Source organism: Natrinema limicola JCM 13563 (genome assembly GCF_000337475.1).
GTDB classification, from domain to species: domain Archaea; phylum Halobacteriota; class Halobacteria; order Halobacteriales; family Natrialbaceae; genus Natrinema; species Natrinema limicola.
In genome coordinates, this window is sequence record NZ_AOIT01000021.1 from 109496 (window position 1) to 133679 (window position 24184).

The 24184-nt window shown below is 62.2% G+C and carries 28 protein-coding genes and 1 tRNA gene; 20 read left to right on the forward strand and 9 right to left on the reverse strand.

Annotated features, from left to right (window positions below):
• Positions 1-8 precede the first annotated feature (8 nt).
• The 3 genes from C476_RS04690 to C476_RS04700 all read left to right on the forward strand — a co-directional run bounded on the left by C476_RS04690 (position 9) and on the right by C476_RS04700 (position 3744).
• On the forward strand, positions 9-2120 hold the full coding sequence (locus C476_RS04690; RefSeq protein WP_008010363.1) for an acetate--CoA ligase family protein: 2112 nt from the start codon (positions 9-11) through the stop codon (positions 2118-2120).
• Positions 2117-3253 (forward strand): phosphotransacetylase family protein, encoded by a 1137-nt coding sequence (locus C476_RS04695; protein WP_008010365.1) that lies wholly within the window; start codon positions 2117-2119, stop codon positions 3251-3253. Before C476_RS04690 ends, C476_RS04695 begins: the two co-directional genes overlap by 4 nt.
• Positions 3254-3450: 197 nt before the next feature.
• Complete coding sequence (locus tag C476_RS04700; protein ID WP_008010367.1) at positions 3451-3744, forward strand: PRC-barrel domain-containing protein; 294 nt, start codon at positions 3451-3453, stop codon at positions 3742-3744.
• A 78-nt stretch (positions 3745-3822) separates the two neighbouring features.
• Here C476_RS04700 and C476_RS04705 read toward each other — a convergent pair whose 3' ends face one another.
• Complete coding sequence (locus tag C476_RS04705; protein WP_008010368.1) at positions 3823-5280, reverse strand: DHH family phosphoesterase; 1458 nt, start codon at positions 5278-5280, stop codon at positions 3823-3825.
• Between the two features lie 157 nt (positions 5281-5437).
• Here C476_RS04705 and C476_RS04710 point away from each other — a divergent pair.
• From C476_RS04710 to C476_RS04735, 6 genes are all read left to right on the forward strand, one after another.
• Positions 5438-5511: transfer RNA gene (locus C476_RS04710), tRNA-Lys, on the forward strand.
• Between the two features lie 187 nt (positions 5512-5698).
• The gene (locus C476_RS04715) at positions 5699-6364 is read left to right on the forward strand and encodes an MBL fold metallo-hydrolase (RefSeq protein ID WP_008010370.1); all 666 of its coding nucleotides are present in this window, start codon (positions 5699-5701) and stop codon (positions 6362-6364) included.
• A 57-nt stretch (positions 6365-6421) separates the two neighbouring features.
• Positions 6422-6955: a molybdopterin-guanine dinucleotide biosynthesis protein B gene (gene mobB / locus C476_RS04720; RefSeq protein WP_008010371.1), complete on the forward strand. Its 534-nt coding sequence runs from the start codon at positions 6422-6424 to the stop codon at positions 6953-6955.
• Between the two features lie 73 nt (positions 6956-7028).
• On the forward strand, positions 7029-7697 hold the full coding sequence (locus tag C476_RS04725) for a helix-turn-helix domain-containing protein (RefSeq protein WP_008010373.1): 669 nt from the start codon (positions 7029-7031) through the stop codon (positions 7695-7697).
• A 141-nt stretch (positions 7698-7838) separates the two neighbouring features.
• A complete protein-coding gene (locus C476_RS04730) occupies positions 7839-8603 on the forward strand; it encodes an enoyl-CoA hydratase/isomerase family protein (RefSeq protein WP_008010375.1) in 765 nt (254 codons plus the stop codon).
• Positions 8604-8695: 92 nt separating this feature from the next.
• Positions 8696-8950 carry a hypothetical protein gene (locus tag C476_RS04735; protein WP_241430467.1) on the forward strand — a complete coding sequence of 85 codons (255 nt, stop codon included), beginning with the start codon at positions 8696-8698 and terminating at the stop codon, positions 8948-8950.
• 245 nt (positions 8951-9195) lie between these two features.
• On the opposite strand, the gene purM is transcribed toward C476_RS04735, so the two are convergent.
• From purM to C476_RS04750, 3 genes are all read right to left on the reverse strand, one after another.
• Positions 9196-10179, reverse strand: a complete 984-nt coding sequence (gene purM / locus C476_RS04740; protein WP_008010379.1) for a phosphoribosylformylglycinamidine cyclo-ligase — start codon at positions 10177-10179, stop codon at positions 9196-9198.
• 80 nt (positions 10180-10259) lie between these two features.
• Positions 10260-10913: a zinc metalloprotease gene (locus tag C476_RS04745; RefSeq protein WP_008010381.1), complete on the reverse strand. Its 654-nt coding sequence runs from the start codon at positions 10911-10913 to the stop codon at positions 10260-10262.
• Entirely contained in the window at positions 10913-12682 is a 1770-nt protein-coding gene (locus C476_RS04750) for a TraB/GumN family protein (protein ID WP_008010384.1), read from the reverse strand. The genes C476_RS04745 and C476_RS04750 overlap by 1 nt, the downstream gene beginning before the upstream one ends.
• Before the next feature lie 298 nt (positions 12683-12980).
• Here C476_RS04750 and C476_RS18280 point away from each other — a divergent pair, with 298 nt between their 5' ends.
• Positions 12981-13136, forward strand: coding sequence for a rubrerythrin-like domain-containing protein (locus C476_RS18280; protein ID WP_008010385.1), 156 nt, complete (start codon positions 12981-12983; stop codon positions 13134-13136).
• 15 nt (positions 13137-13151) lie between these two features.
• Here the strand turns inward: C476_RS18280 and C476_RS04755 are convergent, their stop codons facing one another.
• Both C476_RS04755 and C476_RS04760 read right to left on the reverse strand, forming a co-directional pair.
• Entirely contained in the window at positions 13152-13379 is a 228-nt protein-coding gene (locus tag C476_RS04755) for a glycine zipper 2TM domain-containing protein (protein ID WP_008010388.1), read from the reverse strand.
• 93 nt (positions 13380-13472) lie between these two features.
• Complete coding sequence (locus C476_RS04760) at positions 13473-14252, reverse strand: HAD-IIA family hydrolase (RefSeq protein ID WP_008010391.1); 780 nt, start codon at positions 14250-14252, stop codon at positions 13473-13475.
• A 143-nt stretch (positions 14253-14395) separates the two neighbouring features.
• Between C476_RS04760 and C476_RS04765 the strand changes: the two genes are divergently transcribed.
• Positions 14396-14866: a hypothetical protein gene (locus C476_RS04765; RefSeq protein ID WP_008010392.1), complete on the forward strand. Its 471-nt coding sequence runs from the start codon at positions 14396-14398 to the stop codon at positions 14864-14866.
• Between the two features lie 109 nt (positions 14867-14975).
• Here the strand turns inward: C476_RS04765 and C476_RS04770 are convergent, their stop codons facing one another.
• The gene (locus C476_RS04770) at positions 14976-15158 is read right to left on the reverse strand and encodes a DUF7501 family protein (RefSeq protein WP_008010393.1); all 183 of its coding nucleotides are present in this window, start codon (positions 15156-15158) and stop codon (positions 14976-14978) included.
• 201 nt (positions 15159-15359) lie between these two features.
• Here C476_RS04770 and C476_RS18670 point away from each other — a divergent pair, with 201 nt between their 5' ends.
• The 6 genes from C476_RS18670 (at position 15360) to C476_RS04790 (ending at position 18898) form a co-directional block, all read left to right on the forward strand.
• A complete protein-coding gene (locus tag C476_RS18670) occupies positions 15360-15500 on the forward strand; it encodes a hypothetical protein (RefSeq protein WP_160162890.1) in 141 nt (46 codons plus the stop codon).
• Positions 15501-15545: 45 nt separating this feature from the next.
• On the forward strand, positions 15546-15677 hold the full coding sequence (locus C476_RS18285; RefSeq protein WP_152418175.1) for a rubrerythrin-like domain-containing protein: 132 nt from the start codon (positions 15546-15548) through the stop codon (positions 15675-15677).
• Between the two features lie 406 nt (positions 15678-16083).
• Positions 16084-17595: a phosphoenolpyruvate carboxykinase (ATP) gene (locus C476_RS04775; protein WP_049911594.1), complete on the forward strand. Its 1512-nt coding sequence runs from the start codon at positions 16084-16086 to the stop codon at positions 17593-17595.
• 167 nt (positions 17596-17762) lie between these two features.
• Positions 17763-17954: an HEWD family protein gene (locus tag C476_RS04780; RefSeq protein ID WP_008010395.1), complete on the forward strand. Its 192-nt coding sequence runs from the start codon at positions 17763-17765 to the stop codon at positions 17952-17954.
• A gap of 76 nt (positions 17955-18030) precedes the next feature.
• Positions 18031-18333 carry a divalent-cation tolerance protein CutA gene (gene cutA / locus C476_RS04785; protein ID WP_008010396.1) on the forward strand — a complete coding sequence of 101 codons (303 nt, stop codon included), beginning with the start codon at positions 18031-18033 and terminating at the stop codon, positions 18331-18333.
• An 82-nt stretch (positions 18334-18415) separates the two neighbouring features.
• A complete protein-coding gene (locus tag C476_RS04790) occupies positions 18416-18898 on the forward strand; it encodes a 50S ribosomal protein L11 (RefSeq protein WP_008010397.1) in 483 nt (160 codons plus the stop codon).
• A gap of 539 nt (positions 18899-19437) precedes the next feature.
• Here the strand turns inward: C476_RS04790 and C476_RS04795 are convergent.
• Positions 19438-19860, reverse strand: coding sequence for a hypothetical protein (locus C476_RS04795; protein WP_008010398.1), 423 nt, complete (start codon positions 19858-19860; stop codon positions 19438-19440).
• A gap of 234 nt (positions 19861-20094) precedes the next feature.
• On the opposite strand from C476_RS04795, the gene C476_RS04800 reads away from it, so the two are divergent.
• Complete coding sequence (locus C476_RS04800) at positions 20095-21474, forward strand: nitrous oxide reductase accessory protein NosL (RefSeq protein WP_008010401.1); 1380 nt, start codon at positions 20095-20097, stop codon at positions 21472-21474.
• Positions 21475-21561: 87 nt separating this feature from the next.
• Complete coding sequence (locus tag C476_RS04805; protein WP_008010403.1) at positions 21562-22647, forward strand: signal peptidase I; 1086 nt, start codon at positions 21562-21564, stop codon at positions 22645-22647.
• 44 nt (positions 22648-22691) lie between these two features.
• Here the strand turns inward: C476_RS04805 and C476_RS04810 are convergent, their stop codons facing one another.
• Positions 22692-23300, reverse strand: coding sequence for a hypothetical protein (locus tag C476_RS04810; RefSeq protein ID WP_008010404.1), 609 nt, complete (start codon positions 23298-23300; stop codon positions 22692-22694).
• Between the two features lie 250 nt (positions 23301-23550).
• Between C476_RS04810 and C476_RS04815 the strand changes: the two genes are divergently transcribed.
• Positions 23551-24183 carry a 50S ribosomal protein L1 gene (locus tag C476_RS04815; RefSeq protein ID WP_008010406.1) on the forward strand — a complete coding sequence of 211 codons (633 nt, stop codon included), beginning with the start codon at positions 23551-23553 and terminating at the stop codon, positions 24181-24183.
• The last annotated feature ends 1 nt before the right edge of the window (position 24184 follow it).

A 24184-nucleotide genomic window follows, 5' to 3' on the forward strand; every position in this document is an offset into this window, starting at 1 on the left:
CTCGAGCGATGGGACGGTTATCCGCACTTTTCGATCCCGAGACCGTCGCCGTAGTCGGTGCGACCGACCGCGAGGGCGCGGTCGGCCGGGCGATCCTCGAGAACCTGCGTGATGGGTTCGATGGTGAGGTCGTTCCGATCAATCCCTCGCGCGAGACGGTCCTCGGGCTCGAGTGTTATCCGGACGCGAAGAGCGCCCCGCCGATCGAGCTGGCGGTGGTCGTCGTACCGCCCGATATCGTCATCGAATCGATTCAGGAACTCGCCGAGACAGGCACCGAGAATATCGTCGTCATCACCGCTGGGTTCGCCGAGACCGGCAGTGAGGGTGCAAAGCGCGAACGCCGACTCCGCGAACTCGCCGCCGAACACGACCTCAACGTCGTCGGTCCCAACAGTCTCGGGATCATGGCGACGCCGAACGGGATGAACGCCTCCTTTGCCCCGCAAACCCCGCTCGAGGGGTCGATCTCCTTTCTGAGCCAGTCGGGTGCGTTCATCACCGCCGTCCTCGACTGGGCGACCGACGAGGGGATCGGCTTTCAGGACGTCGTCTCGATTGGCAACAAAGCCGTCCTCGACGAGACTGATTTCATCCGCGAGTGGGACGACGATCCGGCAACTGACGTCATCATCGGCTATCTCGAGGACATCGACGACGGACAGACGTTCCTCACGGACGCACGTGAGGTGACCGACGAGACGCCAATCGTCCTCGTCAAATCCGGCCGAACGGACGCCGGCGCGAAGGCGGCCTCCTCGCACACCGGCGCGATCGCCGGCAGCGAGCGGGCCTACGAGGCCGGCCTCGAGCAAGCTGGCGTCCTGCGAGCCCATTCAGTCCAAGAGTTGTTCGACTACGCGCGGGCACTCGCAGGGCTGCCCGAGCCAGACACCGATGGCGTCGCCGTCGTGACGAACGCGGGCGGCCCCGGCGTGTTGACGACCGACGCAGTCGGCGATTCGCGCCTCGAGATCGCCGACTTCACTGACGAGACGGTCGCGGCGTTGACTGAGGCACTGCCCGACGAAGCCAACGTCTACAACCCGATCGACGCGATCGGCGACGCCGACGTCGACCGCTTCGGCGAGGCCTTAGAGATCGCACTCGCCGACCCCAACGTCGGCAGCGCGGTCGTCGTTGCCGCGCCGACGGCGGTTCTGTCGTACGACGACCTCGCCGAGACGGTGATCGAGATCCGCGAGACACACGAGACGCCGGTCGTGACCTGTCTGATGGGCGGGAAACGCGCTCGAGACGCCGAAGCAACGTTGCGCGAGGCAGGGATTCCGAACTATTTCGATCCCTCACGGGCAGTGTCGGGACTCGACGCGCTCGCTCGGTTCCGCGATATTCACGAGCAACCGACCGACGAACCCGAGACGTTCGACGTCGACCGAGAGCGTGCCCGCGAGATCCTCTCACGAGCGACGCGGCGCGACAACAACCGGCTCGGCGTCGAGTCGATGGATCTACTCGAGGCCTACGGGATTTCGACGCCAACTGGCGAGATCGTCAACGACCCCGAACGCGCCCGCGAAGTGGCCAAGTCGATCGAGGGCGACGTCGTCATGAAGATCGTCAGCCCCGAGATTTCACACAAATCAGATATCGGCGGCGTCAAAGTCGGCGTCGCCACTGACGACGTCTACGACGCCTACGAGGACATCGTCGCTCGGGCGCGTAATTATCAGCCCGATGCGAGGATCATCGGCGTGCAGATCCAGGAACTGATTGATCTCGAGACTGCGACCGAGACGATCGTCGGGATGAACCGCGATCCACAGTTCGGCCCGCTGTTGTTGTTCGGACTCGGCGGCATCTTCGTCGAGATCATCGAAGATACGTCAGTTCGTATCGCGCCGATCGGCGAGCGCGAGGCCCGCGAGATGATCGACGAGATTCAGGCCGCACCGCTGTTGCGCGGCGCTCGCGGCCGCGAGCCCGCAGACGTCGATGGAATCATCGAGACGATCCAACGACTCTCACAGCTGGTGACTGACTTCCCGTCGATTCTCGAGCTCGATATCAACCCGCTCGTGGCGGGCCCCGACGGCGTCCAAGCGATCGATCTCCGACTGACCGTCGACACCGACGAACTCGATACGGAGGAACCATGACCGACATCGATTCAGACCCCGAATCTACGGAGACCGACAGTGACACAGACACGACGACCACCGAGACCGTCCCTGGCGACACCGACACGCTCCTCGTCAGTTCGCTCGCGGAGAGCACCGGCAAGACGGCCATCACGCTGGCGCTTGCCCGCCTCGCACGAAGTGCAGGCGACAGCGTCGGCTACATGAAACCCAAGGGCACCCGCCTCCAGAGCAACGTCGGCAAAACGTTGGACGAGGACCCGCTGCTCGCCCGCGAACTGCTCGAGTTGGAGGCTGAGATCCACGATCTCGAGCCGGTCGTCTACTCGCCGACGTTCATCGAGCAGGTGATCCGCGGCCGCGAGGATCCGGACGACCTCCGCGAGCGCGTCCGGGAGGCGTTCGAGACGCTCGCGGCGGCCCACGATCGACTGTTCGTCGAGGGTGGCGGCAGATACGACATCGGCCAGATCGTCGATCTCACCGATGCCGACATCGCGGCCCTGTTTGACGCACGTATCCTGCTGGTCGCCTCGTACGAAATCCCGGCGGACATCGATGACGTGCTCGCTGCAGCCGATCAGTTCGGCGACCGGCTCGCAGGCGTCGTCTTCAACGACGTTCCCGACGCGGCCTACGATCAACTCGAGACGGACGTCGTGCCGTTTCTCGAAGGACAGGGGATTCCGGTCCACGGCGTCCTCCCGAGCGAACGGGAACTCTCGGGTGTGACGGTCGCCGATCTCGCCGACGAACTCGGCGCGACGATGCTCGTCGACGAGGGACAGGACAGCTACGTCGAGCGCTTCTCAGTCGGGGCAATGGGTGCCGATAGCGCCCTGCGACGCTTCCGCCGGACGAAAGACGCCGCCGTCATCACCGGCGGTGACCGGGCTGAAATCCATACTGCCGCGCTCGAGGCACCCGGTATCCGCTGTCTCATCCTGACCGGTGGGCACCGCCCACCGGGAACGATCCTCGGGCAGGCAAGCGAGAAAGGCGTCCCGATCCTTTCCGTGCAGACGGACACGCTCGCAACCGTCGAGCGTGCAGAGGACGTGATTCGGAGTGGGCGGACGCGAGATGCGGAGACGGTTGCTCGGATGGAACAGCTCCTGTCCGATCACGCCGCCGTCGACGAGATTCTGTAATAAACCGTCAGACACACCGTTATCGCGGTTTGGGTGGCCCTCCTCTGGCAGCCACCCCGGGTTCCACCGATCGCCTTGCAGCGCTCGCCGCCGCAGCGACGGCTGTCCGTGTGCGATCGCCTTCATCGACTGGTGTCCAACAGTCTGACTGTCACGTCTAACCAAAAGTTAAGAGTCCACCACGCATGAACCCAGACATGGACGACACACCCCAAGAGATCACCTCTCTCGTCGGCCGCGAGGTCTATTCGAACAATGGCGTCTTCGTGGGCGAAGTCGAGGATCTCAGACTGAACATCGACGGCCAGGTCGTCTCCGGTCTTGCACTCGCGAACTTAAACAGCGAACTGTTCGCCGAAGAAGCCCGCAGCGGCCAGGGCATCATCGTTCCCTACCGCTGGGTCCGGTCGGTCGGCGACATCATCCTGATCAACGACGTCGTCGAGCGCGTCCGCGACCCCGACGAGGAAGAAGACGAACTCGTCGTGTAGGCCCTTCCACGCGTCGACAGCGAGGTCGAACCGGCATCTGCCCGCGAGTTCGACCCCTACTTCTGGCGTGGAACGCCACTAGCTACCGTTCGAGCCTTCGCTGCTTCCCTCGACGCCCATCGCGTCGAACAGCGTCCGTTTGACCGCCTCTTCGGTCAACTCGAGCAGCGTATCCCGCGTGCCATCCGAAATTTCGATACCGGTGAAAATGCCCAGCGGGATCTCCGCGCTGGCCTGCGTAGAGTGGCCGGCCGTCTCGCCGATCTCGCCGTAGGCATCGTCTAACACCTTGCCGATGTTGATGCGGATGTCCTTCGAGCGACCGGCAAGGAAGATCGTCTCGTCGGCGATACCGAAGACCGCCGTCGTGGTGACACCCTCGAGATTTAAGAGGTGGCTGGCGGCCTGGGTCAGTGCCTCGCGGTCGCGGACGATGCCAGCGTTAGAGATGAGATGACTGCCTTGGACGTCGCGATTGGTGATCGCCTCCGCGAGTACGTCCAGTGTCTCGGGGGACATCGATGGCGACTCGACCTGCTCTAAGGTGTCGTGATTTGCGAAGGGGTACAGATAGGCAGCGGCCGTCAGATCGGCGGGGGTCGTGTCGCGTTTGAAATCCAGGGTCTCCGCGCGGATACCATAGAGTAAGGCCGTCGCGACCTCCTCGGAGACGTTCATGTCGAACTCCTGAATGTACTTCGTCATGATCGTCGACGTCGAGGACATGTTCGGCCGGATATCGACGAACTCGGGCTCGACGCCCTCCTCGGTCTCCGCCTCGTGGTGATCGATGACGATGTCGACCGGGAGCTCCATCTCGCCTGCGGTCCCGTGATCGACCAGCGCGACGGTGTCGTAGATCGAGTGGTCTTCGATCTCGTCCCACTGAACGAGATCGATCCCCAGCAGATTGACGAACGCACGGTTCTCCTGATGGCCGACGTCACCCAGATAGATGATGTCGGAGTCGACATCGAGGTGGCCGGCGATCGCCTGCAACGCCGCCGCGCTGGCGATCGAGTCCGGATCGGGACTGTCCTGGGTGACGATCGCCAGTTGCGTCCCGGTCTCCTCGACGATCCCGGCGAGTTGGCTTGCATTGTACTCGAGTTCGCCGGACTCGAGCGCTCGCAGCGCGGACTCAGCGATGACCGAGGACGGGTTGATCACGATGTCGGCCCCGAGCTCGGAGAGTTCGTCGCCGGAGACGGGATCGCTCGCACGGGCGACGACGAACTGGTCGTCGTTTGCCTCGCGGATGTGCTCGAGGGCCTGCTTGTTCGATTCGACGTCCGACGCGAGGATGAGGACGACATCGCGGTCGGCGACGAGATCGGCGATCTCGGCGTCACGGATGTCGGCCGCACGGGCATCCAGATCTTGATCGCGGAGCGATTCGACCCGGCTCTCGTCGCGATCGATGATGGAAACGTCCTTGCCCTGTTCGACGAGTTCCTCTGCGACGGCATACCCGACGCTGCCACAGCCCAAGATAGCGTAGTCAGAAATCGACGAAATCGTAACCCCCGTACTCATTGCCCGTGTGGTCGGACCCACCGCACTTAATGGTCCCGAAGCGTGGCATCGACTGACGTTTCGCGCCGGTGGCTCGAGGGCAATCGCGCGTGGATGGCTGTCACAGCGCCTCCCAAGGGAAACGTATTTGAACGACCGAGCGAAAGTCGGAGGTACAGGGCCGGTAGCTCAGTCCGGCAGAGCGTCTGACTCTTAATCAGACGGTCGCGTGTTCAAATCGCGCCCGGCCCGCTTCTGCGAGGAACAATTCGTGACGAGCGAAGCGGCCAGCGTGATTTGAACGCAGGGAGGTCGCGCACAACGCAGTGAGCACGTCCGACCGTGTGTTCAAATCGCGCCCGGCCCGCGTCTGCTCCGGACGACGTCTCGAGCGAACGACCGACCTATAAGACGACGCATTCCCTATTTTCGAGCCACCATGTCCGTCGATTACGAGAGCCTGACGTTCGAACGGCTCGGTCACGCGAGTAAGCGTCTCGAGACCGCGGATGGCACGATCATCTATATTGATCCGTGGAGCGAAGTGCTCGAGGGCGAACCGGGCGATGGCGACGTGATTTTCGTCACCCACGATGATTTCGACCACTACGACCCGGCGGCGATCGCGGCCGTTGCAGGGCCGGACGTCACCGTTGCGGCCTACGAGGCGATCGACACCGACGAGGTGGCGGTCGACGTCGTCGACCTCCCTTACGAGGGCGAGACGACAGTCGCGGGAATCGACGTGCGGACGATCCCCGCCTACAACGATCCCGACGGGGACCACGTCGACGAGGACGGCGAGCCGTATCACGCCGACGGCGAAGTGATCGGTCTCGTGCTCACGCTCGAGGGAACGACCGTCCTGTGCCCCTCGGATACGGACTCCCTCCCCCATCACGAGTCGCTTTCGGCGGACGTGTTCATCCCGCCGATCGGCGGCCACTTCACGATGAATCGCGCCGAGGCCGCCGACCTCGCCCGAAGCGTCGACGCCGAGTTGGTCCTCCCGGAGCACTACGACACGTTCGAGCCGATCGAGACCGATGCCGAGGCGTTCGCGGCCGAGCTCGAGGCCGACGGAATCCGCGTCGAACTCTTCTAACCGACGACCGCGTCCTGCTGACGCGGAACTTTAAGTTCGGATCGTCAATGGACGCGCATGGCAGCGGATACGAGACTGCGGGCTGTCTGCGTAGCCGGCCCGAGCGATGCTGGGAAGACGACGCTCGTCGAGCGGCTGGTGCCCCGGCTGGCCGAGGACGGCCGCGTCGCGACGATCAAGTCGATCCACCACGATATCGAGGTCGATACGCCGGGAACCGATACCCATCGCCATCGAACCGCGGGCGCGGAGACCGTCGTTGGAATTACACCAACGACGACGTTCGAGGTGACGACACACGGGAAAGCCGCGCCGCCGGCCGCCGACGGCGACCCCCTCTTCGAGGCCGACGATCCCGAAATTCAGGCGCTCTCACGGACCCTCGAGCGACTCGCACGTCGTGGGTACGACACCGTCCTCGTCGAAGGCTTCTCGCAGTCGCCGCTCCCGACGATTCTGGTCGGCGGGGAACCGGATGCGGTCGGCGGTCCCGTCGTTGGCCACGGCGACGACGGAATCGACGCTCTCGTCGACGCGATCCGCACGCTCGAGGGAGTCGAGCGACGAGGGAACTGGTCAAACGACTCGTAATTCACTCAGATCGTTTCTAAGTGGTTTGGAAGTGCGGTTATGGATATCGTCGTTCTATCGTGGGGTGAGACTTATGACCTCCATCGCAGACATCGAGATCAAGGCCGACGGCACTGGAACCGACGAACTATTCGAAGCCGTTCCGTCGCTGACCTGCGAAATGGAGCGGGTGATCGCCTCGAGCGGCCACGGACTTTGGCTCTCGGGGCCGTCCCAGTCGGACGTCGAAGACGCGCTCGAGGAGGCGACCGCGATCGGAACGTACACGCAGATCAGCAGCGACGAGGACCGCTGGCTGTACGACATCGAGTTCGAACCGGACACCATCGACCCCTTCAAACTCGTCCTCGAGGAGGACGGGACGGTACTGAGTGCGTCGGCTTCGAACGGGACGTGGCTGCTCAGCGTCCGCGTCGTCGACCGCGAAAGCGTTAGCTCGCTGTACGACCGCTTCGACGACGCCGATGTCACGCCGACGATCGTCCGGCTGTTCGACCTGGCAGCGGAGACACACTCCCAGTGCGGGCTGACGGCCCGCCAGTACGAGACGCTGGTTGCAGCGATCGATCACGGCTACTTCGAGATTCCGCGCGAAGTCTCGATGCAGGAACTCTCCGAAGAGCTTGACATTTCCCATCAGGCGCTCTCCGAGCGCCTGCGCAGAGCCTATCGCGCACTCGTCACGTCCGAACTCAACGTGACCGAAGAGGAGACCGTCGCACCGCCGATCCCGACGAACTGACCGCTACCTGCCCGAAGCCACAGTCCCGATCGACGGCCATCTCGGTGCTTTTCGCGACCGCTCGACCCGTCGAGTGCCCTCTCCTGGACGAAAACAGGATCGAGACCCGCGTTTAATAGCCAGGCGCACAACAGTCATGGCATGAAAACCCATCACGATGACGGTGTGGTACGATTGACGTTCGATCGGCCGGACGCGCGCAACGCGCTCACGACCGAGACGGCCAGCGATCTGGCCGACGCTATCGACGCCGCCACGCCCGAAGAGAACGACGCGATCGTCATCACCGGTGCGGGCGACGCCTTCAGTGCCGGTGGCGATCTCGAGGCGCTCGCCGAGATTCCCGATTCGTCACAGGCAGCCTATGAACAGGTCACTGAGACGTTCGGCCGCGTCGTCGAGGCGATGCTCGCGTCTCCCGTCCCGATCGTCGCGAAGGTAAACGGCGACGCCATCGGGGCGGGGCTGTCGATCGTCGCGCTCGCGGATATCGCGGTCGCCGCTGCCGACGCCCGCTTTTCGTGTGCGTTCGTCAGGCTCGGGCTGCTTCCCGATACCGGCGGCACCGTCATGCTCCCCCACATCATCGGACTCCGCGCCGCCAAGCGGCTCGCGTTTACTGGCGAGTTCATCGACGCAGACCGCGCGGCCGACCTCGAGTTAGTCAACGAGACAGTCCCTGCCGACGAACTCGACGACCAGGTCGCAGCCATCGTCGCACAGCTCGCGGCCGGTCCAACGGCTACGATCGGACTGATGAAACAAGCCATGCACGAGAACCTGGGTCGATCGTGGAACGACGGACTGGACTACGAGAACCTGCTGCAGGCACAGGCCCGCACGTCAGCGGCCCACGAAGAGGGCGTCACCGCGTTTCTCGAGGGCAGAGACCCGGCGTTCGAGTGATCGACGACGACTCGCGTCGGCTCGATGTTAGCCGGTCGCAAGCGCAGGCAAGCACCACGGCCTTGCACGACTCGCTCCATCCTTCGAGTGCAATGTCTCCACAGTTTACCGACGACGACATCGGCAAGCGCGTCGTCAACGCCGACGGTGACGAAGTCGGAATGGTCGCAGCTGTCGAACACGGCACCGCTCACGTCGAACCGGATCCCGGAATCACGGACTCGATCAAGGCGAGACTCGGCTGGAGCGGGAGCGGCGAAGACACGTATCCACTGCAGGAGGAGGCGGTCAGCCGGGTGACCGACGACGAAATTCGCCTCAATCAGGACCTGTCCGGTGGGACATAACCGCGGGACAGCGACCGATATCGAATCGACCGGCCGCGACGACCGAACCAGATAGCGACGTTCTCCCCGCTATCTCGAGTCCCATCACGGTCTCGAGCTCGGAGCCTGCGGTCGGTCACATGCGTTCGCGCGGGATTCCAGTCGTTTCGAAAGGGCTCATACGGCCTGCTGTCCCGAGTTCCACGGTGGCCCGCAGGGCGGTCGCGGGTACCAGGTGCACCGGACCCCGCTGACAGGAGTCCGTATCAGGACAGCGAGAGGCCGCGAATCTCGACTGAGTCGCCGTCTGCAACGTGGCCAATACGCTGCCCGTCGGTTTCAGCGACGAGTTCGGCGGCGCGATCCTCGGGAAGCGCGACGACGAAGCCGGTCCCCATGTTGAACGTCCGGTGCATCTCCGTATCGGTGACGTTGCCTTCCTCCTGGATGAACTCGAAGATCGGCTGCGCAGGTAGCGGGTCGTCGATTACATACTCGTGGTCGCCCATTCGCAGCAGGTTCGTCCAGCCACCGCCCGTGACGTGGGCTGCCGCGCGGACGCCGTACTCGCGCATCGGCTCGAGCAACTCAGTATAAATCCGAGTCGGTCGCAGCAGTTCCTCGCCGATCGTTCGCTCGGGGTCCAGCGGGAACGTGTCAGTGTACTCGTGGTTGCGAGTCACTGCTTCGCGGGCTAGGGTTAGTCCGTTCGAGTGGATGCCGTTCGAGGGGAAGCCGACGAGCGCGTCGCCCACTTCGGCCTCGCCCGCGAAGATTTCGTCTTTGCCGGCGAGGCCGGCACAGGTCCCCGCAAGGTCGAAGCCGTTGATGACATCGGGCATGACGGCCGTCTCGCCACCGAGCAGGGTCATGCCGGATTCTTCCAGGCCGACAGCGAGCCCTTCGCCGATCTCGTTGGTGAGGTCGTCGTCGGGGTCGTCGATCGCGAGATAGTCGACGAACGCGACGGGTTCGACGCCCGCCGCGACGAGGTCGTTGACGTTCATCGCGATGCAGTCGATGCCGATCGTCGAGAAGTCCTCGATCGCTTCCGCGACCATGAGCTTCGTGCCGACGCCGTCGGTCGCCAGCGCCAGATACCGGTCGCCGATGTCGATCAGACCGGCATACTCGGTGGTTAGATCGCTGCCGAAGGCCTCGAGCAGTGCCGCAGTCGCGTCTTCGCTTGCCTCGATGTCGACGCCGGTCTCGGCGTAGGTAAGTCGGTCCACGTCGTCCGTGTCGGTCATACTCGAAGGACCTCTCGGGGCGAGCAAAAGGTCACCGGTCCGGCGGAGCCACTGCGGTCGGTGACGACCGCTTGTAGGGCTCAGAAGAGCCCGACGAAGAAGAGAACGTAGCCCGCAAGCAGGACGCTCGGGACAAACACCAGTGCGAAGACACCCTTGTGCCACTTGAGGACGGATTTCCCATCCAGCGGGCCGAAGGGGATCATGTTGAACGCGGCCAGAAAGAGGTTGATCCCGACCCCCATCTGCCCGATCGCCGTGAGCAGGGCCGGCAGGAAGCCGGGCGTCGCGGCGAACATCAGCAGCGGGACGAAGAGGGCGGCGAGCAGGAGATTCGTCACCGGGCCGGCGACCGCGATCAGCCCGTTCTCCCGTGTCGTGATCTGTCCCCGGTGGTAGACGGCCCCAGGTGCGGCAAAGAGGAATCCGACGACTGCACCGAGCAACGCCAGAAAGAGCATCTGGTAGTCCGCGCGGAACTCGGCGATCTGGCCGTGTTCGATCGCGACGACCTTGTGTGCGAGCTCGTGCAGCAGGAAGCCGACACCGACGGTCACGAAGCTGATCCCGACCGAGATGGTAAAGTCCTCGACACTGGCGAGCCCGCGGTGAAACGGCGCGCGGATCAGCGCAAACGCCACGCTGAGCGCGATCCAGGCCACGGCGAGATCCCGTAGCTCCCTGTCGCTGAACGTGAGGTCGTGCTCTTGGGTGTGAGTCGTCCGATGGCTCATTAGAGGAATCCTCGCAGTAGCTCGAGGCTGTTTCTCGCCCCTTGGAGGAGCTGGCCCATCAATGCGTCGACGCCGCCGATCTCGGGTGCCAGCCACGGCAACACCACGAACGGGAACAAGAACGTCGCGATCATGCTCCCGATGTTCGTCAGCGCGACGATCATGATCAACCGAAACAGCGGGACGTCGAACATCGCTGAGAGGGCCTCGTCGATCGGACGTTCGGTGTCGTCGACGATCTCGTTTAACGTCTGGATGTCCCGAACGTTGACCGGTCGGTGTCTGAGTTCGACGTAGCCGGCGAACCAGCCCGGCGCGAGCAGCGGGTTGATGCTCGTCAGCCACGCGATCGCACCACCGACGCCCGCGCTGGTCCAGCGCGCGCCGGCCAGCCGCGCCAGCCCGAAAGCAAAGACCCCGTTGAACAGGAACCAGGCGACAAACAGTTTCAGCAGGAACGTGTTCCTGACTCCCGCCATGATCAGCAGGAAGAAGAAGGCCAGAAAGCCTACCATGATCAGATAGCCGCCGATCTTCAGCGGCGAGAACCGGCGGCTCGAGGCGGTGCCCGAGATCGACTCGATCGCCGGCAACGCCGCGGGATTTCGCAGGTAGTGTTCGATGCCGGCTTTGTGGCCAGCACCGACGACGGCGAGGACATCGTAGCCCTGCTCGCGCAGATCGTGGAGGTTGTGTGCGATGTAGGCGTCGCGTTCGTCGATCAGAGCGTTTGCGCCACCCGGGCTAAACTGACGAAACTCCTCCATCATCGCGTCGACGACATTGCCGTCGGTCATCTCCTCGATGGCGATTTCGTCGATGTCGTCGACGTCACCGCTTACTGCGTCGAGGGCGAGTCCGAGCAGGATCCCGATCGTCACGCCGACACCGAGTCCGGCGAGGGTTCCGGTCGTACCGCGGATCGCGTAGAGACCGACGCTCTCGAGGGTCGCAGCCGAGAACGGCCCGACGAACGTGCCGGTGACGACCAGCGCGAGCCCGCCAGCGATGCCGAGGGCGACCCCGGCGAGAATCCGTATCGAGAATCCCGAGAGATAGCCGCCGGCGTACCGGCCTGCGGACTCGAGAGAGGGAAGCGCTGCAAGGCCGACGAACGCACCGATGAGCGCGCCGACCGCGCCGCCGCCGGCATACTGCAGCAGTGTGGGATCGGACAAGCCGACCAATAGCAGGTCACCGATGCCAAGTAGTGGGGCGAGAAACGCGCCGATGACGAATCCAGCGAGCGCACCGCCAACGGCACCGAACGTGAGCCCGAGCGTTCGCGGTTCGGTGATTCCGAGTGCGAGCCCGCCGACCATCTTCAGCTTCTCGACACCGGACAGCCGGCTCCAGAACCGCTGGATCGTTACCTGAATGTCGCGGTCGACCAGTGCGACGCCGCTGCCGTTTGCCTCGGCGGCTTCGATGCCGGCTCGCATGTCGGCTCCGGGCTCGATGTCGAACTGATCGCCCAGCCGCGACTGGACGTATGACAGCATCCAGTAGGCCAGAAATTGGAAGACGGTGTTGCCCGACAGGAGGTCTTTGGCTTCGATGTCGTCCGGCGTGCCGCCTTGCATCTGGCGGTACCGTCCTTCGTCGAGTTCGACGGCGACGACATCGGGGTCTTCCCGGTCGATTGTTTCGCGCACTTCGTCGACACTCGCTTGCGAGACGTGTGCTGTCCCGAGGACTTCGACGGAGCCGCTGTCGCCATCGGGTGGTGCTGGCGGCTCCGGCACGTCGGCCTCGCCTGCATCGCTCATTACAGGCTCAACTCGGCGGCGACTTTTACCAGTATCGGACACGGAGTTGAACCGATCAGTGACTGTCAAACGGACTGTTATCAATCGATCGCTGGCAGTGCCGGCGTCCCCACAACCCGCCGCGTGGACGCACCGGGAGGCATACGGACTCCTGTCAGTCAGTGCCGGCGCACCCGTGACCCGTCATGCGGGTGCGCCGGGACACCGGGACAGCAAACCGTATCAGTGATGGAGCCAGTCTCGGTCGTGGCGTGGGACGGGAACCACACTTATGAAAATGGGCGTACAACTTTCCTGTATGCCTCACGACCAAGACGTCGAAGGTGCGAACGATCCGGACTCCGCGTCGACATACGAATGCCTCCAGTGTGGGACTGTCGTCAAAGCCACGACTAATCCGGGGACATGTGAGTGTGGTGGCGAATTCCACAATCGAGCGAAATCGCTCGAGTAACCGCGCGATCGACCGTTACTCCGTGTCGGCCGTTTTAGACCGCGGATCGTACTCCTCGACGGTCTCGAGCAGGTCCTCGATGGTTCCACGGGTGTCGGCAGCGGTTGCGCCGACGAGGCCGCCGATCGCACCGCCAGTACTCGCGGCGTTCCGGCTGAAGACGCTGCCGATCGCCGCACCGATCGCTGCACCGATCGCCGCGTATCGCGCACGCAGCAACACTTCGCTGAGACGTTCTCTCATGTGTCGTACGTTGTGACTGTCGGTGATAAATATATCTCTCGAGTGCGCGCACTGTCGAGGTAACTGGGTCAACGAGCAGTTCGGAAGAGAGGCCTACAGGAGCGTCTCGACTGCGGCAAGCGACTCGAGGACGTGGTCAGGTTCGATCGACGAACCGGCGAGCGCCGCCCGGTCGGTGACGCCGGTGAGTACGAGGGCCGTCTCCATGCCAGCCCGATTCCCAAGTGCGATATCGGTGTTGAGCCGGTCCCCGACGACGAGCGTGTTCGCGGGATCGGCGTCCAGCCTGTCTATCGCCGCTGTGGCCGCGATCGAGGACGGCTTCCCAAGAATCGCATCCGGCTCGCGGCCAGCGACGGCCTCCATCGCAGCAAGGATCGCCCCCGTCCCCGGAATTTCGCCCTCGTCGATCGGGATCGTCACGTCGGGATCGGTACCATAAAAGGGAATAGCCCCCTCGAGCGCTCGTAGCGACTTCCAGAGCGTTTCAAACGAGAACTCCCTGTCGAACGATCCCAAGACGACCTCAGCCGCGTCGGGATCGCTCGTCAGCTCGACGGCTGCGTCCTCGAGGATCGACTCGAGTCGTCCGTCGCCGACGAGAAAGACGCGTTCGTCGGGGTGGGTTGCTGCAAGATACTCCGCCGAGACGGTCGCGGAGGTGAGGACAGCCTCCGGATCGATGTCGATCCCGTGAGGGATGAGTTTCTCCCGGTAGTGGGCGGGCCCACGCGTTGGATTGTTCGAGAACAGTAGTCGCGAGCAGCCCGCCGCCTCGAGTGCGCGCAGGCCGTCGATCACACTGGGGAGTAACTCCTCGCCCCGGACGATCGTTCCGTCGACATCGAGGACCACCGCCTCGTATGCTGTCATTGCTCGACAGTAGGAGTGGCTGGCGATTGAGTGTTTGGTTGAGAGACGGCCGCCGACAGGACACGGCGGGACAGCACACCTAACTCGGCCTGCCGTTACGACCGGTGGGAATTCTTATCCGATGACCCGACCTACGGCCGCGTATGACACTCGAGGTCGAACCCCCCGAGCCACCGACGCTGGAGTTCGTCGATCCGAACGAGTACGAGGACGCGACGATTAGCGCCGACGGGACCGACGAGATCGACTACCGTCGCGAGGAACTACAGGCGTTTCTCGAGGAGGGAGCGTGGACCGAAGCGTTCGACGAGTGGCGCGCGGACACCGATCTCACGGAGCGTGAGTACGAAATCGCCCGCGAGCTCGAGCTTTTCGGCGGGTTCGATTTCTTCTGGGACGACTTCGCCGACCGCGTCGGCTATCACGCACCGGGGATTCCCGAGGACTGGCAAGCACGGGAATATCACCCCGACCTCGACACCTGGGGGACGGTCTCGGCGATCAATGCCGAACTGACGGAGTTCGGGCAGATCGTCTCGGTGACTCTCAAAGAGGAGTACGTCGACTGGGAAGCCGAGTACGAGCCACCCGAAGACCTGCCCGATTTCGACTGAGACGGACACCTGTCAGCACAGCAGGGGCCGGTACATCCGCGACCGTCCTGCGGGCCTACCGGGACATCGGGACAGTAGGCCGTCGAGTTCGGCAGACAGAGTGGACCCGTTATCCGGTCCACTCGCCCGCGAGGTCACCGGCGATGTTCGCTCGCCAGTGTTCAAATCCCTCCTCACAGTCGGCGTTATCGTCGATGTGATCGACGAACCCAGCACCGGGCGATGTGAGCTCGGCTCCGCAGAACGGACAGGCGACTGGATCGCTCCAATCTGTGGTCGTGTTAGTTGCCATTCGTACGATAGTCTATCAGGAACCTTCATATAAACTCACCCTGTTAAGGGCTATTACAATATTATGGTACTTAATGACAACATATGTTGTTGAGAGCGTTTTCGCGCAGCTTGTTGGCGATGCCGACAGGAGCGACTCGGGCACCGGTCGAAGTCACAGGCGTGAACTGAAGTCGACGTATTCGCAGACTGGCGTGGCTCGATGGCTGTCATCACGGCCGGTGCGATCGGCGAGCCACAGTACTTGGGTGTCTGCTCTGAACTTCGATCCGAACCCCGATCGTTGACTGGCGGCTACGGCACTGATCGCACTCGGCAGCTCAATCGTCGCCTCCAGCAGTGATTTACCACAGTAAGAGTTAATAGATATTGTGTGGGACGTTATTGTATGACACAAAAGGGAGAGCGCGAGTACGTCTGCGTTCGGTGTAGCCATCAAGAGACTGTCGGTGATGCGCTTCTCAGTACCTGCCGACGGTGTGGGGCCGAAATGCGAAACATCGATCCGATTCGCGGATAATCGAGTTCGGCTTTGGCCTCTTCATACTATCGGACAACACGGCTTACACATCGCTCGTCTCTCACGGTCGATCGAGATCCCAGATGCAATGCGGCCGGACGGCACGGAGGAGACGCGAGGCATAATCGCTGACGGCGAGAGATGTCGAGGCGTGAGCGGACGGTCATAGACAGCTATCGAATAGCACGCTATTCAGAAATCCGACGGTGTGTCGACCAGAATTATCTCGTATCTGAATACTTGTGGGGAGGTGTCATGGCGGCTGTATCGCAGTGGCGTGTCAATCCGAGTATTGCCGGCTACTCAAGGTCTACGCACCGTACGTCACCTCGTCACTGGGTACGCCATGCCACACAAAGAGCGAAATCCTCACGTTTATCTATCAGGCTGGTGGTGGTTTATGTGTATGTCTGAAACCGGGACGGAGTCTCGTCCGCTGGTCCGGCAACTTCCCGATCCAGCGGCAGCGTCGAACGTCCGGTACAACCCGTCGCTTGAGGAGCTGCGCGAACTTGCCAAACCCGACGAGACGACGACCGAGTTCGGGTCGCCGTCGTACGTCAGCGAGTTTCGCTCACGGAGTTCCGATCGGACGAAAAACGCCGTCGATGACGACTTCACCGATCACGATCAGGAACTGATCGACGATGCCGTCGATCTGGCTTCCGACGTCGAACTGGTCTGTGTCGACCGGCTGATGGGCCGCCATCCGGACGCCTCGTTCTGCTGTCGCCTGTTCGTTCCCGTCGAACACGCTCGGATCGCCTACGCGTGGGCGAATCTCTTCGAGCCTGCCGACGGGGAAGACCCCGACCTCTACACCGTCCAGCTACCCGACTACGACGAGACTGCGATTCGCGTCCTGCCCGACACCGGCTTTACCGCCGTGCTGGGCAGCGACTACACCGGTGAAGCTAAGAAGTCGTTCCTGCGGCTGTTCATGTACCGGATCAAACAGCAGGGCGGCCTCGGCCTCCACGCGGGCAGCAAACGCGTCCGCGTTCGCAATGACGAGGGTGACCTCCAGACCGTCGGGCAGGTTTTCATGGGTCTGTCCGCGACCGGCAAGTCTACGCTAACCTCCCACGGCTGCTGGCTCGAAGACCCCGAAGACGCGTCCATGCTCCAAGACGACGTCTGTGGACTGCTCTCGGACGGCTCCGTCGCGGGCAGCGAGGGCCAGGGACTGTTCATCAAGACGATCGGCCTCGGCGAAGACGAACAGCCCGAACTCTACGAGGCTGCAACCGACGAGTCGGCCATTCTCGAGAACGTCGCCGTCGACGACGACGGCACCGTCCACTTCGACGAGGACCGCTATACCTCGAACTCCCGGGCGATCATCCAGCGTGACGAACTCGAGAGCGCCGACGAGGAGATCGACCTCGGCCGGATGGATCAGGTCTTCTTTATTACGCGCAACCCCCTGATGCCGCCGGTCGCCAAACTAAACGAGGAGCAGGCCGCCGTCGCGTTCATGCTCGGCGAGTCGATCGAGACAAGCGCAGGCGACCCCTCGCGCGCCGGCGAGTCGATCCGCGTCGTCGGGACGAACCCCTTCATTATCGGTCCAGAGGGCGAGGAAGGCAACATCTTCCACGAACTCATCGATATCCTCGACGTCGACTGTTACGTGATCAACACGGGCTATCTTGGCCAGAAGTCCCAAGACATCGGCGTTACTGAGTCCGTGACGATCCTCACCGAGGCCGCTCGTGGGACGATCGAGTGGACCGACGACGAGGAGATGGGACTGACGATCCCCGAACACGTCCCGGGCATCGACATCGAGGAGTTCTACGTGCCAGACCACGTCGACGACTACGATGAGGCGCTTTCGGACCTGCGTGCCGAACGTCGTGAGTACTTAGACCAGTTCGAGACGCTGCGCGACGAGATCAGAGACGCCGTTTACTGAACTGCTGGGCACTCGGTTGTCTGAGCGGAGATGCGTTGCGTAACGTCTTCCGACCTGCGTGATCGCATGGACTTTGATTTCTGGTGCGACTACCGACCCGCAAGCGACGGCTCTGTGCTTACCGCACACGAATACTGTTATATGTGTCGAGTTCCCACGGGTGGGTAATGAGCGCACAGGTACGAACACCGACCGCACGAGTTTGCGAAATCTGCGGCCGCAGCGAAGTATGGGACGAGGACCTCGAAGCGTGGCAACTCGCCCGCGAAGACGGTGAGAAGCAGGTTGGGAATCCACACTGCCTCCACGAGTGGGACATCAACGGCACGTTCAACCCAGTCGACGATTCCGATAGCTAACTGCCGACAACCCACACGACGGCAATAGCCACGCGACGACAGTGCGTTTTTCTCCGGCTCGAGCGTAGCCCCTGCTATGCCGACCGTCTACATCACGGCCCCACCCGAGGCGGCCGACGCGCTCGCCGAAACGATCGTTGAGAACCGACTCGCCGCCTGTGTCAACCAGGTCGAGACGACCTCGACGTACCGCTGGCAGGGCGAGATCCAACGCGACGAGGAAGTGATCCTGCTGGCGAAGACGACTGACGACGCCTCCGACGACCTCATCGCACGCGTTCAGGAGCTGCATCCGTACGACGTCCCCTGTATCGAGCGATTCGATGAGCGTGATGTCCTCGAGTCGTTCGCGACGTGGCGAGCCGACAGCGTCGAGTAATTAAGCTGGTGCGGCAGACGGTCACAGACGATGATTGGCTGAATTAGCAACCCTTAAAACTCGCGCACGGGTTGTGACGGGTATGGCTGGAACCATCGAAGTGCTCGTTCCGGGTGGCCAGGCCAACCCTGGCCCGCCGCTCGGTCCCGAGCTCGGACCGACCCCCGTCGACGTGCAGGCTGTCGTACAGGAGATCAACGATCAGACCGAGGCGTTCGACGGAACCGAAGTCCCCGTCACCGTCGACTACGAGGACGACGGCTCCTTCGAGATCGACGTCGGTGTCCCACCGACGGCGGCACTGATCAAAGACGAGGCCGGCTTCGAAACCGGCAGCGGCGAGCCCCAGGAGGACTTCGTCGCTGACCTCTCCGTCGATCAGGTCAAGAAGATCGCCGAGCAGAAACACCCCGACCTGCTCGCCTACGATACGATCAACGCCGCAAAGGAAGTCGTCGGCACCTGTGCCTCGATGGGCGTCACCATCGAGGGCAACGACGCTCGCGAGTTCAAAGAGCGCGTTGACAGCGGCGAGTACGACGACGTGCTTGCGGCAGACGCCTAATCACGGTCCCGTTCGGCACGCGGGTGCCTGCGTCTCTTGTGATGGTACCCGCACAGTTGACCTACCATCGACGGTGGATACCTCGCACGTCGCAGCGTCTTCGCACGTGCGGCCGCGTCAACGTTGACCACGACTCTCGAGTTCACGACGCATTTTCACAGTGCTCGCCGACGAGCGTGTCGACTGTAGAGCCCACCGCGATAGTGGGAGGGTCGGTTTGCGTCGTAGCTACGTTCTGCTGCCAGGGGACTCAATCGTCGCGTTCGTGTTGCTAGACGTGAACTGGCAACGAAGAACACCTCCGAGTGTTCCTGACCGAAGCATTTCTTCGATTTAAACCAACCGTCGCTAGTGACTGGGTCGAAACGTCCCCACTGTCAGCAATCCATTGACTCCTCGAGCGGCGTTCCCTCGCTTCCTCCAGCGCCTCTCGAAACGAGAGGTGTAACAGTCCTCATGGCTCTAGGTCAGTCCTCCTAGTTTGATCTGCTAGAAATTTGAGTCGGTGGCTACTGTTTCGGGAGGAGACGGTGACGAATCTATTCCTGTTGCCTCTCGACGTGAATGTCCTGTTCGACGACAGCGCGAACGCTCGGCCCTTCGAGACCGATCGTGACGGTATCAGTGACGACACCAGGTTCCGCGTCAGTGAGCGTGACCGCCACGGAGACTGGCTCCTCGAGCGAAATTGGCGGAGCCGGATCAAATGCGAACGCGTCGGCGTCGAGTGACGTCACCGTCACGTCCTCGAGTTGGGTATCTATCGTCACCGTCGCCTCCGATTCGGCGACCGGCTCCTCCAGGGCGGCACCCTCAAGCGAGAGGTACGATTCGCTCTCAGACGTGTCGATGCTGGCCGTATGGCCGGCACCGACACGGGAGACGCTGCCGGTCCCGACGAGAAGTGGAATCGATGACCCGGCCGCAAGTGCAGCGAACAGCCGCCGTCGTGTTAGGTTCATCGTTCTGAAGTGTGCCGTTTCGTCTGTTATGATCGTTGTGGTCCAATCGTCGAACAATCATTTGGGGAATCAGATATTTTCACAATAAAGTCCACTCATTCGAGATATACACCACAAATTGTTAATCATCATGGGCTGAACCGCTCAATCACAGCATGGCGACAAACGACAGTCAACGGGGGATCCAGGCTCGACCGACGGAACACTGCGGACGATCGAACGGGGGGATCTAGCATGAAACGACGTCTGTTCCTGTTTGGGTCGGCGACTGGTGGCGCCGGACTGCTGTTCGGCACGAGTGCGTTCAGTGCGTCCGGTGTCGGCCACACCGTTTCGATCGGGACCGGAAACGGTCACTTTCACGTCGAACTAAACGACGACTATGCGGGAGATGCAAGCGAGTACGTCGTGGACACCAATCCAATCAGGTTGATCCTCGATGACCTCCACAAGCACGGTTGGATTCGATTCGACGACCTGCTTCGGGTGACGAACACGGAAACGCAGGCGATCAACGTCCACGTCAAGGACCAGGACTGGCTCGGCGACGATACGGACGCGGTTCTCGATTATCGGTACGACGGCAGTTCAATCGTTGGCAAGGAAAACAGTGTCCCACTCGAAGGTGTCTCGGGCGACAACAGCATGCCGATCACTGTTCGCGCCGACACGACCGATCACGACGACCTTCAACAGGCCTTGCCTGACGCTGAAGCCGACGATGGGGATCGAACTGTAATGTTCGTTGCCTCGCCCGGTGACGCTAACGGAGGAACTGGAGACGAGAGCGATGAAGAGGAGGTTACCAAAGGTGGCGAGAATCTCTCTGTCAGCGCGCCCGGACAAGTCACCGTCGGCTCGGACAATCACTTCACCGCCACGGCGACTGTCTCCGACGGCGACTACAGCGGCAAGGCGACCGTGACCCTCAATGTGGAAGACGAGCTTGTCGACGAACAGACCGTTACGGTACCCGAAGACGAACCAGCGGAAGCGACATTCGATGTCCCGACCGTCTATAACGATCTGGCTACGGAGAACATCGAGACCGGCCGGCACGGTCCACTGCGCTTCGACGGAACCGACTGGTCGGCTGGGGTCGAATACGGCGAGTCGACGGCGGAGGCCAGCGGGACTCTGGAAGTCGAGGACGCGCCAATCACGTTCGGCAACGCAGACTGTGCCGTCTGTGAGATGCCCACGAAAGGCTATGTTTCTGCCCACGCGCAACTAACCCACGCGAACGGCGACCGGATGGAGTTTTGTTCCACTGGCTGTCTGGTTGCCTACGCCGTCGATCCCGTGGAACAGGACGGCCCCGATGAACCCATCGAAGGGGTTTGGGTCGTCGACTTCACCAACGTTGACAGCGATGGCAAGCGTGCCGGCGACGGGACTGATCTCATCAACGCACACGAGGCGTACTTCGTCCTCGACTATGACACCTCATACGGGGCGATGACCGGAAATCCACATGCGTTTACTACCAAGGACGACGCCGTCAGCTACGTCAACACCCACGATGACCTCAATGAGAAGGATGATATAATCAGGTTCGACGAATTCGACGCCGACATCGCTGCAAACTATCGCTCTAGTCACATATCGTCCTAGATTCAACGAAGCATACCTGCTCCAGCACCGCGAGCCGCGCCGACCGCCGCTCGTCGGCGGCTGGCGGCTCTCGTAGACCGACACACCATGATACTCCGAACTACCACACGGCTGCTCAAGATCATCTTGATCGTCGTAGTTGCGGCGCTCGCTATCGGCCAGTTACTCGGCCAGCCGATCCTGCTCGGCTACGTCACTAGCGACAGTATGGAGCCAACGATCGACGCCAACGACGGCTTTGTCGCTGTTCCGGCTGCCGTCACAGAGGACCCGAATCCGGGTGATGTCATCGTCTATGAGGCGACCGATGGTGAACTCGTAACCCATCGCGTTGTCAACGAGACCGCAGCCGGCTACATAACGCGTGGCGATGCGAACCCAGTAACCGATCAAGATCAAGGTGATCCACCCGTCACCGAGGATCGAATCGTCGCGAGAGCCATGCAACTCGGCGGGACGGTCCTCACGATCCCAGCGTTAGGAGCGGGAGCAGCCAAACTGGATGCGGCTGTGATTACCGCACAGCAATGGGTGTGGGACATAACTGGCATCCAGCTCGATGGCATCAACGGCGTCGCCACTGCGCTCCTCATGATCTCGATCGTCGGGTACGCCGTCGAAACCGTCCGCGACAGGGATCAGTCGGCGCTTGACACGCGAGAACGAATCGACGACCTGGATCTTAGTTTCCATCAGCTAGTTATCGCGTTCACACTCGTTATGATGGTCGGTGCGGCGGCGGCGATGCTTGTTCCCGCAGGAGCGCAATCGATGACACTCGTCAGCACACAGCCGGCGCCCGACGGCGATCTGATTGTTGAGCCCGGTGGGACTACCGAGACGACATATCGAATCTCGAATACTGGATTCACGCCGATCGTCGTCTACCTCGAGTCGAGCGAGGGAGTCACCCTCGAGCGAGAGACAGTGGTAGTGTCGGGGAAGGACAGCGCAGCCGTTGAGGCGACGCTCGAGGCACCTGAAGAACCGGGCCACTTCGAGCGATCGATCTACGAGCGGCGGTATATCCACGTGTTGCCTCGATCCGTGATCGGCTGGCTCTATGGCGTTCACCCATGGGTGCCATACGGGATGATCGTCGCCTTGCTTGGTGGTGGCGCATATGTCTTCGGTCGTCTCCTCGTCATTGAGCAGATCCGTGATTATGACTGAATCACTCTTGTCAGATTAAGTACGTCAGTGCTGCCTTCACTAGACTATATTTTGTTCGCGGGCGGGACGGTTCGCTCGTCAGGTCGTGCCGTCCCAGCACCGCTGAACAGCACACGAATGCTCGCGCCGAGCCCGAGCGCGCCGGCGAGGCCAGCAACGCCGATGGTCGCCGAGAGCGCCAGCCCGGCGAGCCCGCTTACGAGCGAGCCGATGACGATGCCAACCCACAGCCGGTCAGTTCCGAGCCGCGAGGCGATCGTTCGGCCGATCGCGGTGAGTCCGATCGCAAGCACCACCGGAATGACCGTCGCTCCGAGAATGACCAGCGGGATGCCGAAGAACACCCCGATACTGGTGTCGACAATGAGATAGCCCGTCCCTGCGAGACCGCTGACGACGAGCAGACTTGGGCCTCCGATCCCGATCGAGATTACGGGGCTCTGTCGCGATTTCCGGACCGCTTTGCTCCCGTACCTATGGAGCAACCCGAGCACGATCGTCGTGACAAGCACAGCGACGACGAACTGGATTCCAACCCGAACGAACGGCTCGAGCGATCGATACGCTGCGATCGTGCCATCCGCGCCGGACAGCGAGACGGCCGACCCCAGCCCTGAGCGCCCACCGATAGTATATAAGTCTAATGGCCACATCGACGTATATTACACGGGAGCTTATAATAGAACTTTTGATTGTCGGGATGACATTCCGTTTGACAGCGAGACGGTCGCTCGTATCGGTCCGGCCTGCGCTTGCAGGACGATCGTGATGAGACGCGGTCACACCCGGGCACGCGGGTAGTTCGACGGGTTTAAGTCTGCGATGACACTTGGTTCAACGGAGACAGGCATCGCCTGTTTCACTGACCCGTAGGAGCACTCCTGCGTACTACGGAGGTGAACGATGGCAGATTCGGATATTGAAACAGCAGTAGCCCGCGCACTCGAGGATTCGCCCGATCGGAACTTTACCGAGACGGTCGACCTCGCGATTAATCTGCGCGACTTAGACCTGAACGAACCGTCGAACCGCGTTGACGAGTCGATCGTCCTTCCGTCCGGAACCGGACAGGAAACTCGCATCGTCGTCATCGCCGAGGGAGAAACCGCAGTCCGTGCCGAAGAGGCAGCGGATGAGGTCCTCTCGGGCGACGACGTGGCCGATCTGGACGACGACGAGGCCAAGGACATGGCCGACGAGACGGACTTCTTCATCGCCGAAGAGGCGATGATGCAAGACATCGCCCGGCACCTGGGTACCATTCTCGGTCCCCGAGGGAAGATGCCGGACCCGCTCGCACCCGACGACGACGTCGTCGAAACCGTCAACCGGCTCAAAAACACCGTGCAGCTTCGCTCCGGCGACCGACGAACCTTCCACACCCTCGTCGGTGCCGAAGACATGGATGCCGAAGCGATCGCCGACAACATCGACGTCATCCTGCGTCGCCTGCACGCCGACCTCGAGAAGGGGCCCCAGAACATCGACGCCGTCTACGTGAAGACGACGATGGGGCCGTCCGTGGAGGTGGCCTAGA